This window comes from Shewanella mangrovisoli (assembly GCF_019457635.1).
GTDB classification, from domain to species: Bacteria; Pseudomonadota; Gammaproteobacteria; order Enterobacterales; family Shewanellaceae; genus Shewanella; species Shewanella mangrovisoli.
Genome location: NZ_CP080412.1, coordinates 1,505,665 through 1,522,104, shown reverse-complemented (window position 1 = coordinate 1,522,104; position 16,440 = coordinate 1,505,665). Strand labels below are relative to the sequence as shown.

At 38.5% G+C, this 16,440-nt stretch carries 14 protein-coding genes; 12 read left to right on the top strand and 2 right to left on the bottom strand.

Features of this window, described 5'->3' with window-relative positions; translation table 11 throughout:
- Positions 1-211: 211 nt before the first annotated feature.
- From K0H60_RS06760 to K0H60_RS06750, 3 genes are all read left to right on the top strand, one after another.
- Entirely contained in the window at positions 212-514 is a 303-nt protein-coding gene (locus tag K0H60_RS06760; protein WP_220057660.1) for a hypothetical protein, read from the top strand.
- Positions 507-2,474, top strand: coding sequence for a replication endonuclease (locus K0H60_RS06755; RefSeq protein ID WP_220057659.1), 1,968 nt, complete (start codon positions 507-509; stop codon positions 2,472-2,474). The genes K0H60_RS06760 and K0H60_RS06755 overlap by 8 nt, the downstream gene beginning before the upstream one ends.
- Before the next feature lie 122 nt (positions 2,475-2,596).
- A complete protein-coding gene (locus tag K0H60_RS06750) occupies positions 2,597-4,540 on the top strand; it encodes a thymidylate synthase (RefSeq protein ID WP_220057658.1) in 1,944 nt (647 codons plus the stop codon).
- On the opposite strand, the gene K0H60_RS06745 is transcribed toward K0H60_RS06750, so the two are convergent.
- Positions 4,537-5,619: an ImmA/IrrE family metallo-endopeptidase gene (locus K0H60_RS06745; protein WP_208662068.1), complete on the bottom strand. Its 1,083-nt coding sequence runs from the start codon at positions 5,617-5,619 to the stop codon at positions 4,537-4,539. The genes K0H60_RS06750 and K0H60_RS06745 overlap by 4 nt on opposite strands.
- A 641-nt stretch (positions 5,620-6,260) precedes the next feature.
- Positions 6,261-7,589, bottom strand: coding sequence for a tyrosine-type recombinase/integrase (locus K0H60_RS06740; protein WP_220057657.1), 1,329 nt, complete (start codon positions 7,587-7,589; stop codon positions 6,261-6,263).
- Between the two features lie 232 nt (positions 7,590-7,821).
- Between K0H60_RS06740 and K0H60_RS06735 the strand changes: the two genes are divergently transcribed.
- Genes K0H60_RS06735 through K0H60_RS06695 form a run of 9 tightly spaced genes read left to right on the top strand, consistent with a single transcriptional unit; the run spans position 7,822 to position 16,428 of the window.
- Positions 7,822-9,129, top strand: a complete 1,308-nt coding sequence (locus K0H60_RS06735) for a motility associated factor glycosyltransferase family protein (RefSeq protein WP_220057656.1) — start codon at positions 7,822-7,824, stop codon at positions 9,127-9,129.
- On the top strand, positions 9,126-9,419 hold the full coding sequence (locus K0H60_RS06730) for a hypothetical protein (protein WP_220057655.1): 294 nt from the start codon (positions 9,126-9,128) through the stop codon (positions 9,417-9,419). The genes K0H60_RS06735 and K0H60_RS06730 overlap by 4 nt, the downstream gene beginning before the upstream one ends.
- 28 nt (positions 9,420-9,447) lie before the next feature.
- Positions 9,448-10,428 (top strand): NAD-dependent 4,6-dehydratase LegB, encoded by a 981-nt coding sequence (locus K0H60_RS06725; RefSeq protein WP_220057654.1) that lies wholly within the window; start codon positions 9,448-9,450, stop codon positions 10,426-10,428.
- A gap of 17 nt (positions 10,429-10,445) precedes the next feature.
- The gene (locus K0H60_RS06720) at positions 10,446-11,123 is read left to right on the top strand and encodes a class I SAM-dependent methyltransferase (RefSeq protein WP_220057653.1); all 678 of its coding nucleotides are present in this window, start codon (positions 10,446-10,448) and stop codon (positions 11,121-11,123) included.
- A gap of 4 nt (positions 11,124-11,127) precedes the next feature.
- Positions 11,128-12,288 (top strand): LegC family aminotransferase, encoded by a 1,161-nt coding sequence (locus K0H60_RS06715; protein ID WP_220058128.1) that lies wholly within the window; start codon positions 11,128-11,130, stop codon positions 12,286-12,288.
- A 1-nt stretch (position 12,289) separates the two neighbouring features.
- A complete protein-coding gene (locus K0H60_RS06710) occupies positions 12,290-13,288 on the top strand; it encodes a GNAT family N-acetyltransferase (RefSeq protein WP_220057652.1) in 999 nt (332 codons plus the stop codon).
- On the top strand, positions 13,288-14,292 hold the full coding sequence (gene neuB / locus K0H60_RS06705) for an N-acetylneuraminate synthase (protein ID WP_220057651.1): 1,005 nt from the start codon (positions 13,288-13,290) through the stop codon (positions 14,290-14,292). The genes K0H60_RS06710 and neuB overlap by 1 nt, the downstream gene beginning before the upstream one ends.
- The gene (gene neuC, locus K0H60_RS06700) at positions 14,289-15,458 is read left to right on the top strand and encodes a UDP-N-acetylglucosamine 2-epimerase (RefSeq protein ID WP_220057650.1); all 1,170 of its coding nucleotides are present in this window, start codon (positions 14,289-14,291) and stop codon (positions 15,456-15,458) included. The genes neuB and neuC overlap by 4 nt, the downstream gene beginning before the upstream one ends.
- Positions 15,439-16,428 (top strand): hypothetical protein, encoded by a 990-nt coding sequence (locus K0H60_RS06695; protein ID WP_220057649.1) that lies wholly within the window; start codon positions 15,439-15,441, stop codon positions 16,426-16,428. The genes neuC and K0H60_RS06695 overlap by 20 nt, the downstream gene beginning before the upstream one ends.
- Positions 16,429-16,440 lie beyond the last annotated feature (12 nt).

Here is a 16,440-nt window from a genome sequence, read left to right as displayed (position 1 = left end):
TCATCATTCAATTAGCGATGATCGACCACACACTTCAACAATCCCTAGAGACCATTAGGTTATATAACGAGTCCAAGTACCCGTTAACGGGTACAGAGACCGAAATCGAAAAGGTGTACCCGTTAACAAGCTCTGACTCTGTTAACGGGTACACCTTAAAAGCCACTGACCAAAAGCAAACTGTTCCATTACATAACGGGGAGGTTAAAAAATGATGGCCTCCTCTTCTATCCCCATGCCCAAGCTCACCGAAGAACAATTGGAATTTGCCCTTTGGCTTTCAAAGGGCAATAGCCTTTGCCTGTGCTCAGAAATTTGCAGCGACTTTGGCAAAGTTGACGGTATTGAAACCTTTAACGGCCACTTTCAAAAACGCACGCTATTTAGATTAAAGCGTGAAGGGCTACTAACCGAATCCACCGTTTTTGAAATGGGCATTCGCTGGCAAAAGCTATCGCTTAACGAGCGAGGTAAGCAATTACTGACTAACAGCGAGGTAAAAGCACATGCTTAATGTTCATGAACACGATAAGCAATGGCTTGAGAATAAACTCTATGGCCTACCCTCACCTCATCGTATAGCGATTATGCGGAAATATCGTAGCAAGCCAAACCGCCGCGAGGCCAATTTGAGCGTGCTGCACCTGACTAAACGCATTGCCGCCGTTATGGGTAAAGACAAACATTTCTACCATGTGAATATTGAGCAGCAAGATATAAGCGCAAAGGCAAAGCAACACGCCCGCCGCTGTATACAGATCACAGCGCAAGCAGAAGGTAAGGGATTACTCACTATCTACAACACGCTATTACATTACATGGCGTGCTATAGCATTAAGCCGCCAAAACTGAGCGAGACAATTATCAACCATCTTAAGTTGGACACACTTGATGACGTTGAGCTTGCCCAAGTCTATGGCGTACTCGCCCGCGCTGGCGATGAAATTTGGTGGAAACGGAAATTAAGAAAACAGCGCAATCTGCAAATTGAAACCATTTCACGGGAACTCAATTTGGTCTGTAAACAAAAAGGTATTTATGCCAGTAACATTACCGTCAGCAATTTTCAAACCCAATGGCAGAGCAATCAACAGCTATTAGAAAACACCATAGCCACCAACGAACACGGCTATAGTGCAAATCTTGCCGAATTATCCAAACTCAATGTCTCTAATCCCGCCATTCGTAAGGCCGAGTTGATGGTTCGCATCCGTGGCTTTGAAGATTACGCCAAAGAAATGGGCTATAGCGCCCTATTCTTAACCATGACAACACCGTCTAAATACCATCGCTGTTTTGCCAGAACGGGCGATGAAAATCCCAATTGGAGCGGCGCAACTCCGCTAGTTGCCCAAGAATACTTAAATCGCACCTTTGCCCGCATTCGTGCCACCCTTGCCCGTGAACAAGTCACCCCTTTCGGCTTTCGGGTAGCAGAGCCGCACCACGATGGCACCCCGCACTGGCATTTGTTGTTATTCATCCCAACCGAGCAACAGCAAACCTTAGTCGATACCTTCACTCACTATTGCTTAGAAGAAGATGGTGACGAGCAAGGCGCAAAAGAGCGTCGCTTTAAGGTGGAATATATTGACCCAGCCAAAGGTTCTGCCACTGGCTACATAATGAAATACATCTACAAGAATATTGATGGAGAAGGCATCGAATACGACAGCTACGGCAAAGATGCCTCAAGCTCAGCAATCAGAATCAAAGTTTGGGCATCCTGTTGGGGCATTCGCCAGTTTCAACAAATTGGTGGCGTTGGCGTTACTCCTTGGCGCGAGTTAAGACGACTTGACGCAATTAAAGATCCGTCACTTGATTGGATAGAGGTCATTCGTCAAGCAGCCGACAGCAGCAATTGGACTTTATACACTCAGCTTATGGGTGGCGTGTTTTGTAAACGTGTCGAGCAAACCATTCGTCCGCTATACAAAACCCAAACCAATGCACTCCAAGCTAGAGCTACCAGCAATAGAGCTACTAACACACAAAGCAAGCCAATTGCCGCATTAATCCAACAACAATCCCGAAACGCATTGCAGGAATGCGGGAATAGCCAGAAAAAATGCAGAAATCATCCCGAAAATTCCGAGATTCAATTGCTGGACGCTTTCAGGAACATACAAGAACCATCTCGGGAATTTCAGGGCTACGATTCAGGAATGCAGGAGATTATTTCAGGAACTGTTGCAGTGGCTCCAGAATTAGCTTCGGGGTTAGATGCGGAGTTGACTTCGGAATTAGCTTCAGGATTAGATGCAAGAATTGCAGAATCCAATCCTGAATTTGTCAATGAAAACGACCAGCAACTAAAAACCAAACGCTATGGCGATGCTGCACTAACCCATCTAAAGGGGATTGTCTCTTTCGGCGTAGAGATCATCACCCGCGTCCACACATGGACGCTGGCAACTAAGTCTCAGGTTCAGAAAAACGCTTTTTGCTCTCACTTGGAGTTCTGTCAATAAGTGTACGGAAAACGAATAGAGTCGATGACAAATTTAGTAATATAGGAGATGATATGAGTAACGTGTACAAAAAACACTCAGCGCATAATAAAAAATCATATTAGATTAATGCAGAGGGAATTGTGAATTTTGAAGCAGCTACATTAGATGATCTAATGCACGACGTTTTTGAGCATATTCTAAATCATGGTCATAATAACAACGCAAGCAAAGGACCAAACATCGAAGTGCTCGGATGCGAACTAAGGTTAACTAACCCTATTGCAAGGGTGAGCAGGACTGAATCTCGAGGTTTAATATTTAGCTGCTTAGGAGAATTATTTTGGTATCTTTCAGGTAGTAATGATGGCTGTCACATAGCAAAATATATACCTAAGTATGGTACCTTTGTAGAAGATGATGGTTCAATTCATGGTGGTTATGGAAAGAGACTTTTCAACATGCATGAAAAGTATGATCAAATAAAACGAGTGATAGAACAATTAAAAATTGGAACTGGAACAAGAAAAGCTGTAATACAACTGTTCGACTCATCTGATTTAGCCGAGGATTATAAAGATATCCCGTGCACTCTTAACTTGCAGTTTGTAGTTAGAAATAAAAAACTTCATATGTTTACAATGATGCGTTCAAATGATGCATATATTGGTTTACCTCACGACATATTCGTATTCACAATGTTGCAAGAAATGCTCGCAAAAGAGCTTGAATGCGGATTAGGTATCTACCACCACTATGTTGCGAGTCTACATATCTATAATAAAAACATTAACTCCGCAAAGCGTTTTATTAATGAAGGATTTCAAGCAACTGATAGCATTATGGATGAAATGCCTTGCATTGGATTCTTTAGCATTAGAAATGAACTATTAAAATTCGAAAGTGAAATTAGGCATGGTATTGACTTAAATATTAATGAACTGGACCTTTGCGATTACTGGAAAGATATTTTAAGACTTTTGCAGTTTTATAACAAGAAAGAATCAGGTAACTTTCAAGATTTAAGGTATGCCAGTGAAGTTAGAAAAAAAATAACTAACAAAAAATACCAAGGCTTAATAAATAACAGAGAAAGAATCAAGAAATCAAAAGCCATAAAGAAAATAGAAGGGAATAACATGCAAAAAAGGTTTGACAACATTAGTGATATCATTAGCGGTATTGAAGCATTCGAACACGAACAATTTAAGCTAGCAGGCTTACAAAGAGTGGAAAACTATATTTCTTTATCAATGCAAATTACTGATAGCATTAGAAGAATAAGATTTATAGAAGAAATAAACAAAAAACATATTTCTGAACATCGAAAAAACCCTCACTCTGATATATTTGACCCATTACGAGCCGCATGGTTACATATAAGGGAAAACAATAAAAATGAGGCATATTGGTTGATTTTTCTAGCTACACACTTTGGAAAGCATAAGAAAGAAGGTTGGAAACTATGTGCTGATATTTATGGCGGTTTGGGCGAGGAATTATGGACTTGGAATAGAGTATCTCATAATCCAAATGATTTTTCTTTATGGTTCAGAAAAGCTAGCATAGAAATTAAAAAGAATAAGCCACAAAGAAAATTTGGAAATCACAGAAAATATGAGTCATTGAATTATAATTCGAGTAGACCACTTCAAACTGTTGTACAGACATATGTGGATTGGGTTGGTGTAAGTAAAGATCATGAAACGAGGTTTTTAGATCTATCAAACTCAAACAATGTTAATAATAAATATGAATTATTTGATGTCGCATATAAATCCATGAAAGGCATATTATCATTTGGTAGAACAGCCAAATTTGACTATTTGACAATGCTCAGAAAGTTTTCACTGCAAAATATAGAACCGCAAAACCTATATCTCTCTGGTGCAACAGGCCCCAAAAGAGGAACAAGTTTTTTGTTTTTTGGAAACAAAGATTCTAACTATAGTGTTGAAGAATTAAATCAAAATTTGAATTTATTAGCAGAGTATTTACCAATAGATATTCTATCCTCCCAAGTATTAGAGGATGCTTTATGCAATTGGCAAAAATCACCATCTGCTTATCGGTATTTTGGCGGCTAATCATCAGACCATGTATATCTTACTTTCAATCGATTGAGATAAGCATGGTCTATATTACCGACATGTTGTAACTGTCCCAAAACAATTCCTTTGGAAACACCTATTTTCTTTGCAAAACGAACTATTTTTTTCCAATCATTTTTCTTTAACTTTAACAATTCACTTCGATACTCTTTTGGAATCAGAATATTAGATGAAAATTCATTAGCTTCTATTTCAAAGCTGTCACACTCTGTTACACCAGTTCCCTCTAAGAAAACCTCTTGATTAGTACCATGTAATACAAGGTGTGCTATTTCATGAAATAATGTAAACCAAAAATGATCGTCAGTCCTATAACGGAAACTCATTACTATCGTCGGCTTTTCTTTTTCAAAAAAACAAGTTGCTCCACTTGCTCGGCATCCAGATGGAGTACTCACAACAACAAATGCTACACCAGAATCTGCAAAAATTTTTCTTAACTTAGGAAGAAAAACTGACGGCTCGGGCTCTGTTGTCAACGATCTAATCAAAGGTATCGACTCTAATAACATACCTCTATCCCAAGGATAGCACCTTACATTTGAGGAAAGGTTTTTAGCTTGATTGAGCCAAGTATAAACAGAAACAGGATCGGTCTTGAAAGTTAAAGATTTTCTGAATGCGACAGGTAAAGATTGTCTGAAGTTAGCTTCCCATTCATTGATAGAGGATGCATTAAAAAATTTAAGACAATCAACAAAACGATTGGTACTTTGATTTGATCTAGGTATCCACCCAAATTTGACCATGTCAGAGATAGGAAGACTATCAAGCCATCCTTTTTGTTTCTCCAAAGTCTTCTTTTTAAAATTCTGATAGACCTCATCCCTCGACAACCAGAACTGAGATGAAACATTAAAGGTTGACTCTAATCTGTAAGCGATAGAATCCTCTATAGATACATCACCACTAAGTAACTTATCAGTTTTGCTGCGTGGTAAACCGATTCTTCGTCCAAATTCTTCAACAGAAAAACCAAACTCGTCAAGCAAGCCTATTATTGTATCGCCAGGAGGTGATACCCAATCAGGGTTGAAGTCATCCATGCGAATCATAAGTTTGTACCTATATATACTAATTTTAACCTACTTACCTTGGCCCAATCTATCGTTTTAGCAAGTGTTCTAGGTGTATTCATGTGTCCAGAAATCAAACACATTACCACTCCGTCCTTGATGTCAATTGTAATGCATTCTTCCGAATCAATGAACGCAATCCGTACATTTCCTAGAGGCATGTCATCATATCGTTCTACAGCAAATAAGTCCGTTAACCTAGCCCTTAATACTCGAGCGACAGATTCACCCAGCTGCCTATCAGCTTCGCACTGCTGCTCGCAAATAACCCTAAGCTCTTTTGATGAAAACGAAATTTCCAATATTCAATGCCAAGTAAGTTGTCCTTTTCAGAGCTACTTTATACGATGATTTATCTGAATGTACAGATTCGTTATTCATCGTTTTCAGTTTCTTACTACTTTTACCTCATAGTTATTAACATCCAATACCAACTTACTTCTTGCAAGTGTTCCCAGTTTATACCTTACCGACTCAACACCTTTTGGCTCATCCTCCTGAACCGTAATAAAGTGAATAAGACAAGCTTCTTAGCACTCCATCCTTCGATGCAGGTTTCTAATGGTTTTACACTAGAAAAGTTCTGAGAGTATAAACGCCAAGGGTTTGACCGTAGCTGGCTAAATAATCGAAAGCCTCTCAAACAGCTCTCTTCTCTCCTCTTCTGAGAGCTGTTCAATTTCCCTCACCAACTTATCCACCCTCGACTCCTGAACATAAGTCCCTAATAGCTGCGCCGTGGTGATACCTAACTCAGCCCTGACATTCTCGACATCCAGATGAGCATAGGTGCTTGCTGTGATACTGATATCACTATGGCCGAGTAGCTTACTGGTGGTCTGAATATTGCCGCCACGCATCACACTCCAACTGGCGATGGTACGCCTTAAGTCATGGATAGTGACATTAACCTCTTTCGCTGTTGCTGACTTCTCAGGACTTCGCAGCCCTGCCCGCTCGGTGATGCGATACCAGAAACTCCCCTTACCCGCGTTTTCAGTGATATGGCCTGAATGACTACGCTCGGCAGGAAACACGTATTTATCCCCCTGCACCGCCTCATTGCTTCGGCGCTCAAGAATTGCCATGACCTCTTTAGTAAGTGGCACGGCATGGGGCTTTTTCGATTTAATCTTGCTGGTCGGGATAATCCACACCCCGCGCTGATGCTCTATCTCGCGCCACTCCATACTGAACACGCAGCTTTTACGCTGACCCGTTAGCAGCAACAGCATGACCACATCACGGTAAAGTGGTGGCTCAAATTCTAACGACTCAAGCAATGCCCTTACCTCATGCTGATTCAAAATCCGCTCACGCTTCACGGCCGCCAATTTTTTGATACGGCCAAAGGGATTGATTTGTTGTTCATTGAACATCGACTTGAGCAAGGTCAGGCATTTGTTACGAACAGCAGCAGAGTTTTTGGTGATGATGAGCTTAAGCAGATTTTCAGCTTCAACTTGAGTGATGCTATCAATCGGTAAATGGGCAATGCGCGGCTGGATATGATTCTTCCAAATCGAGTGAATATCCTTAAGGGAATTGAGTCGCCGTTCACCCGTTTTAATTTTGACCATAAACTCGGCTTCGAAGGATTCAAACAGCTGTTGAACCGTCATTGACAGGGCTTCTTTGCGCTCAGCTTCTTGTTTTGCAAGGCGCTTTGCTTCATTAGGATTGATACCTTCGGCCAAGTCTACGGCAATATACTTAGCCTGCTTACGGGCATTCTCTATGGTTAAATGCGGGAACTCCCCGATCGTCACTGTGACGTCTTTACCTAAATGCTTGCGGCGAAAGCGAAAAACCTTTTTTCCCGATGGGAAAACATCTAAGATTAATCCATTAATTGAGTCTCGATGGCCGAAATCGGCGATTCTGAAGCGTTTTTGACCGATTTCGAGCTGTTCGAAAGCACGTTTTGTGAAGCTTGTTTCAATGCTCATAATGACTTAGCCTTAAATCCTGTGCCGCCTATGTGCCACCATAGGGATTAATTTAGACTAAAATACAGTAATTTTGGTTAATGTCAAAATCGCACAAAACACACTTAACAACATGTTTTATAATGATTTATTAATTTCAAATAATTTCCGTTAATGTCGCGAACTGTCTCCTGTGGAGAGACCAGATAGTGACGGAGCTGGTGCTCGAATAAGCAATCCCCGAGGATGCGGAATGACCAACCTGTTCACATCAAATATTGCTATTATTGAGGTTCGATGGCCTAAAGTCGCTTCTGCGATAAAAAACCAATCTATAGATCATCTTGATGCTCACCTTGTCCAAGGTAAGAACCAAACTATAAGTGTAGATGGTATCCAATTGAGTAGCCGCCATGACCGTATGGCAGAAGTGCAGCTCAATATCAGCCAACTGCCCCTGCAAAGTCACTCAATATATTTATATGGTTTAGGGCTAGGCGATTTGCCTCGTGAGTTATTACTTCATTATCCGTTAGAAAAACTAACAGTGACTTTGCTTAACTTAGCGGTCACACGACTAGTGCTAAGCTATACAGATCAAACAGACTGGCTATCGAGTCCTAAATGTGAATTAGAGTTAGCTAAGTTAAAGACCTCATTTTCGACTCCTTTTATCACATCTTCCGCTGAGCTTGTATTAGCCGATGACGATGCCGCATCGCTCAGAAATAAAATATTAATCCATTACCAAACTCGTTTTGCGGCAAGAGCACATCAAGCTGAAGACCCTCAAATATTGGAGCGTTTCAAGCAAAATGAACAATTAATTCAAGAAGATTCCGATATATCAGAACTTTATTCTAATCCATGCGAACATATAATTATTGTTGGTACAGGCCCATCTTTAGAAGCTTCAATGCCGCAACTAAAGCGTATTACTGAAAGTAACAAACGACCACTCATTATTGCGGTAGATACAGCACTAAAACCAATATTAAAAGAAGGGATTAAACCTGATATCGTGGTAAGTATTGATGCTGACATCGATGCGGTACATTTGCTGCCAGAAGCATCTAAAGGAATCAAACTAGTTTATTTCCCCAGACTGGCAAAAGAAACTCTTATGTCTTGGCAGGGAAAGCGATTTGCGGCCTACGGGAAACAAAGATTGTACGACAGCCTCAGAAAAGTCAAACACCATGATACTCTCTATACAGGTGGTAGTGTACTCCATACTTCGGTTGACCTTGCCGTTAAAATGCTGGCAAAACATGTGTATTTGGTCGGTTGCGATTTAAGTTTCCCAAATAATAAGACTCATACTGGTTGGGCTGATGGTGAACTGAACATGCATATATCGGCACAAGCATCACATCAATGGGTTCTCAATAATCGAGAACAGAAGGTAACAACTAGCCTCAGTTTCATTAGTTACATCGATGCTTTAGAAAGTTATATCAAAATCCATCCTGAAACTCATTTTTACACCACAAGTGAACTAGGAGCTAAAATAGAGGGATGCGCGTATCTAGCTTTGGATGAATTAGGATCAAAGTTATGACTATATGTGTTGACTATATACTCAATGATTTGCGTGCTGCCGCTCGTCATTTTCTACTCGCAGAGGAATCCTTTGGAGCCGAAGCAATGGTAAAGGTAATCGATGGACTCATAGGCTTATCAAGTCAATTAGAGTCACAATCACAAGAGTCGCTAAATCAAATTATTAGTCAAGTTTATGCTGCACAGCAAAGGCATGACTTAATTGGCTTGGCAGATTATCTAAATGTTGAATTATATGAATTTGTTCAACAGTTCGACACTTGCGAAAAAAGCAACGCTAGTATTTGATGTCTCTTTTAAAGCGTATGGACATATTATGAAAAAAGTATTAGTTACAGGTGCAGACGGATTTATAGGCTCTCACCTTGTGGAAATGTTAGTAGCCCAAGGTTATCAAGTTAAAGCTCTTAGCCAATACAACTCTTTCAATTATTGGGGATGGTTGGAAAATCTTGCTTGCCTCAATGAAGTTGAAGTTGTTTGTGGCGACATCCGTGATCCACATTTTTGCAAACACTTGTGTAAAGATGTTGATGTGATTTTCCATCTTGCAGCACTAATTGCGATTCCTTATTCGTACGTAGCCCCTGATAGCTATCTTGATACCAACGCCAAGGGCACTCTCAACATCTGCCAAGCAGCCCTTGAAAACAATGTATCAAGAGTCATTCACACTTCTACAAGTGAGGTCTATGGTACCGCCAAATACGTCCCGATTGATGAACAGCATCCGTTACAGCCTCAATCACCATATAGTGCCTCAAAAATAGCTGCGGATTCTATGGCTATGAGTTTTTACTATAGTTTTGAACTCCCCTTAACTATTGCTCGTCCTTTTAATACATACGGTCCAAGACAATCTGCAAGAGCAGTTATTCCAACAATAATCAGTCAGATTGCAGAGGGCGCGACTCAGATCAAATTAGGAGATCTATCTCCTACACGTGATTTCAATTATGTACTGGACACATGCCGAGGATTTATTGCATTAGCAACACATGATGCTTGTATAGGTGAAACTATCAATATCTCTTCAAATTATGAAATTTCAATTGAAAATACTCTAAAAATCATTAAGCAACAGATGCATAGTAATGTTGAATTCATTACTGACAATGAACGCATAAGACCTCAGCAATCTGAAGTGTTTAGATTATGGGGGGATAACAGCAAAATCAGAATGTTAACTGGATATCAGCCTCAATTCGATATAGAAATGGGACTAAAGGAAACAATCGCTTGGTTCACTGAACCTGCTAATTTGAGCAAATATAAATCTACAATTTACAATCGATAATTAGGAATAAAGTCATTATGGCAGCATCATGGGATCCTATCTGGGAAACAGTATTTACCACCCAAGCTTGGGGAAAATATCCTGGCGAAGACTTAATTCGTTTTGTTGCAAGAAACTTTTACAAAGTACCAAACAGGTCAGAAATTGAGCTGCTTGAGATAGGTTTCGGTACTGGAGCCAATTTATGGTTTATGGCCAGAGAAGGTTTTACTGTACATGGTGTGGAAGGCTCCCCTTCAGCACTTAAAATGGCCTTGGATCGTCTCAATGTAGAAGTGCCTGACTGGCGAGGTGAGTTACGACAAGGTGATATGCTTAGTCTTGATTATCCAAATAATCGCTTTGATGCCGTCATCGATAATGAAGCTATTTATGCAAATAGTTTTGAACATTCGCAAGCAATGTATAAAGAAGCACATAGAGTATTAAAACCTGGTGGGCTAATGTTTAGCCGAATGTTCACAGATAAAACTACGGGTTATGCAACAGGTCAGCAAGTCGGTCCTCATGCATTTATGGTCGATACTGGCCCTATGGCAGGTAAAGGATACACACGATTTACTACCAGAAAATGCTTAACGACGTTGTTTTCGCCATTCAACTTATTAGAATTACAATTGATCAGTCGAGAAAACAGGCTTGGTGAAAAAGTAAGTGAATGGATTGCAATTGGTCAAAAAGCAACGGCTGAATAAAAATATGACATGCTCAATTGAACAGACTATCCAATTCATTCGTGCACTATACGGTGATCCTGAACATTTACCGCTACATGCACCTCAATTCGACAGCGATGAAATCGACTTAGTAACAGAAACAATACAGAGTACATTCGTATCTAGTGTAGGAAAATACGTCGATCAGTTTGAGATGCTTATTAAGGAATACACTCAAGCCAATGCTGCTGTTGCAACCGTTAATGGTACGGCGGCGCTGCACACTGCGTTATTTTTAGCCGGTGTCAAACATGGGGACTTAGTAGTCAGCCAATCTCTTACATTTATAGCAACTTGTAATGCCATTCACTATTTAGGAGCGCAACCGCTATTTATAGACGTATCCCTTACACATTTAAGCCTTTGTCCTATTTCGCTCGATAACTATCTAACCGAACATGCTGAAATCACAGATCAAAACGAATGTCGCCATAAGCTAACTGGAAAAATAATCAGAGCCATGGTGCCCATGCATACATTTGGACATCCTGCAGATCTAGATGCATTAGTTTCAATAAGCAACAAGTGGCATATAACATTAGTAGAAGATGCAGCTGAAAGCCTAGGTTCTTTTTACAAAGGGCAACATACTGGTACATTCGGTCAATATGGTTGCATCAGTTTTAACGGTAATAAAATAATTACTACCGGTGGCGGTGGTATGATTTTGTGTAAAACTTCTCATGAAGGTACACGAGCAAAACATATTACAACAACAGCTAAGCAACCCCACGCTTTTGAGTTTTACCATGATGAAGCAGCATTTAACTATCGAATGCCTAATTTAAATGCTGCACTAGGATGTGCACAAATGAAAAAGCTCAATCAGTTCCTTACACAAAAAAGAGAGATTGCCAGTCAATATAAAATGTTTTTCGAAAAAACTGACTATCAATTTGTTCAGGAACCATCAGGTTGTCATTCTAATTATTGGCTTAACGCAATTGTGCTACCAGATCCCGCACATAAAAGCACTTTCCTAGAAAAAACAAATCAAGCAGGCGTTATGACTAGACCAGTTTGGCAACTAATTCATACCCTGCCAATGTACTCCAATGCGCTAAAAGGACCGCAAAATAATGCCGAATGGTTATCACAGCGTCTGATAAATTTACCTAGCAGCCCTAGAAATATAGCACAATAATATGGATGCAAATACATTAACAAATGATATCTACTTCCAAGATGAATATGCAAAACTTTATCTAAATGAAGATGACCGTATTTATCGATTTGAATATACCAAAGGGGAACAATGGTTCCGAAGCTTAAGCATTATGCGCCCTATTCCGAATTATTTATATCCTGATTATAGTGAAGCACTATTTGATCTCGAAACTCCTTATGGTTATGGCGGGCCAATAACTAACAGCCAGGATATAGATTTTATTAATGAAGCAATGCAGCTGTATCGAGCAGATTGTATAGCAAAAAATATTGTTTGTGAGTTCATACGTTTTCATCCACATAACCAACTAGCAGCTCATACTAATCTTTTTGATTTTCATCTACAAGAACGAAGAGTTATTAGCGTAAATCTGCGAACTGAGCAACATGAACGCTGGCAAGGCTACTCAAAAACAACCCGGAATATTATTAGAAAATGCGAAAAAAAATTAACATTAGATCAGAATATTCATCTTGATGAATTTATTAATATTTATCGGAAAACAATGGATAAAAATAATGCTGATCGTTTCTTCTATTTCCCCAAAAAATATTTTGAAAAACTACATACACATAAAAACTGCCAATTACTAGGTATTCGTGCATTTGATGGAGAACTATTATCTGCAGGTTTTTTTTTCCTGTCAGGCCCTCTTGCACACTATCACCTATCAGCTAACAACTTAGAACGACAACATGAAAATGGCAATTACTATTTACTTGAACAAGCCTTTGTTCTAGCAAAAGCTGCAGGATGCAAAAGTATGTTACTCGGTGGTGGGCGAACATCATCGGAAAATGATAGCTTATTTCAATTTAAGGCTAAGTTTTCTAAAGATATTTTACCTTTTTATATCGCTGGGTTAGACTTTAATTCTGTACAACGAAAACAGCTCAATGACTCATGGCAGGCAAATCATTCTGATACAAAAATTCAACGATTTCAGAAGTATCGGATGTCACCTAAGGATATTTAATGGCACAAAAAACCTTCATTATTGCAGAGGCAGGCGTTAATCATAATGGTGATATAAAGCTCGCTAAAGCGCTAATTGACGCTGCCGCTGAAGCAGGAGCTGATTGTGTTAAATTTCAAACTTGGAAAACAGAGCTGCTCGTTACGCCGACAGCAAAAATGGCTCAGTATCAAATTGAGAATACAAGTAACACGACAACACAATTTGAAATGTTAAAATCGCTTGAACTCAGCTACACTGACTTTGTAGAGTTAAAAGACTATTGTGATAATAAAAATATCATCTTCATGTCAACACCAGATGAAACACAAAGTGCAACATTCCTAAATAATCTGCAAAATCAATTTAAAATAGGATCAGGGGAATTAACGAACCTTCCTTTTCTAAGTCATATAGCTAGCTTTCGAAAACCCATTATATTATCAACGGGAATGAGTAATCTTACAGAAATTGAGTTAGCACTAAATACACTTAAAACGTCAGGTATTACCATTGACATGGTGACGATACTACATGCAACTACACAGTATCCAACACCAATGCAAGAAGTTAACTTATTAGCAATGAATACAATAAAAAATGCATTTCCTGGTGTAAAAGTTGGTTATTCAGATCACACTTTGGGTATAGAAATTCCTATTGCAGCTGTCGCGATGGGGGCAACTATTATTGAAAAACATTTTACGCTAGACAAGAAAATGAGCGGCCCCGATCATAAGGCAAGCCTAAATCCTGTCGAACTATGTGAAATGGTGTCAGCAATACGTAACTTAGAAGTTGCGCTGGGAACAGGTATAAAAGAACCGAGCATAAGTGAATTACAAAATATACCTATCGTCAGAAAAAGTATTGTTGCATCAAAACCCATATCAAAAGGTCAAAAATTAACAGAAGATAATCTTACGGTTATGCGTCCAGGCACAGGCATACCACCTAGCCGTTGGAGTGAAATATTAGGAACAACTGCCAATATGGATTATCAACCTGGTGAACTTATAAAATGACGAGAAAAATCTGTGTAGTTACTGCAACTAGAGCTGAGTATGGCCTATTAAAGCCATTATTACATGAAATCGAAAAGGACCAAGACTTAACATTACAATTGGTTGCTACAGGTACACATTTATCACCAGAATTTGGTTACACTCTAAAAGAAATTGAAACAGACAAATATCCCATAGCCAAAAAGGTGGAAATCCTACTTTCATCAGATTCCTCCATCGGCGTAAGTAAAAGTATGGGATTAGCTCAAATTTCATTTTCAGAGGTATATGATGATCTACAGCCAGATATTGTTGTTGTACTAGGGGATAGATATGAACTACTTCCTATTGTCTTAGCCGCAAATGTTGCAAATATTCCAGTTGCACATATTAGTGGAGGAGAGTTAACCGAAGGAGTGCTTGATGAGATGTTCCGTCATGCAATAACTAAGTTATCACACTTGCATTTTACAGCTATTGAACCCTATAGGAATAGAGTTATTCAAATGGGGGAGAGTCCAGAACGGGTATTTACTGTTGGAGAAATAGGATTAGATAATCTTAGAACAATGCAGTTCATGTCAAAAGAAGAATTAGAAATGAACTTGGGGCGAAAACTATTTTCAAAAAATTTGTTAGTTACATATCATCCAGACACTACTGATAACTTAGATTCCATTGTGGCTTCATTTAAGACTATTCTTGAAGCACTAGATGAACTCAAAGACACTCTACTAATATTTACTAAGGCAAATAGTGACCGAGGTGGACGAAAAATAAATGATATGATAGATAAATATGTATCGATAAATAAAGATAAATCAATTTCATTTACCTCGCTAGGTCAGAAACGTTATTTATCGCTACTTAACTATATTGATGCCATAATTGGAAACTCGTCAAGTGGTATTGTAGAAACACCATCGTTTAAATTGCCAAGTATTAATATAGGTTCTAGACAACAAGGGAGAATTAGAGCCCAAAGTACTATTGATGTAGATTACGAACTCGATTCAATACGCCAATCAATAAAAAAAATATACAGTAGTGAATTTATAGATGAGATTAAAGGTGTAATCAATCCATATGATAAAGGGGGTAGTGGTAAAAAAGTAAAAGATATTCTAAAGGAATATGATTTAAACACTTTGAAGGTTAAAAAATTTTATGACATTCCAAAGAATTAAACCCATCGGAGGGGAAGCTGAGTTTCATGAAAACACTCAAAAAGCCCTAACTCAAAGTGGAAGATTTTCCTTAAAACTCATTTTAGAGAATGAGGAGTTACGAAAGCATCACTTTTTTATACCGGACTATATTTGCTCAACAATTATCTTAATGCTAGAAATGTACAATATTAGATATAGTTTTTATAAAATAAAAGCTGATCTTAAACCTGACTGGACCTCAATAAATCAGGAAATCGATGTACTTTACGTTATAAATTACTTTGGACAATTAACACAACTTCCAAAGAGCATTAATGCTAAAACTATACTTATCATTGATGACGTATTCTTCCCTTATCCTAGAATACCAACAGTCCCAAACCCCTACTTTAGTTTTAATAGTCTGAGAAAAATTACATCTGTCGCTGATGGTAGTATATTATTGAGTAATAAAAAATTACCACACAAATTAGTAAGGCCAGTGGCAGAAACTAATTTTACAAGATTAAAATATCAAGCCAAGAGCAAAAAGTACGAATATATTAACCATAACAATGATTTTAACATACAACTTGAGAAGGACTATTTAGCTGATTTCGAAAGAGCTGAACTCATTTTAGACAATCAAGAAGATATAACCAGCATATCATTAAATAGTCAGATTGGTTTATTTGAGTTTTATATTAAGATTGATGATGAAAGAAAAAGAAGAAATGAAAATTATTTTATTTTAAAAAACTCCTTATCCGATCATATCGTTAATATCGAATCAGACTTTTATTCCTTTGCCATATTAAAATTACCTAACGCTGAAAAATTAAAATTAAAATTAATGGAATATAAAATCTACCTCCCTAACCACTGGCCAAAAATGAATTTAATAAATAACATTAGTACTCAGTGGCTATCAGTACCTGTTGACTCTCGTTATAACAATGAAGACATGCAGAGAATAGTAAATACCATCAAAATTCTTACCAATGAATAAGTTATAATTATT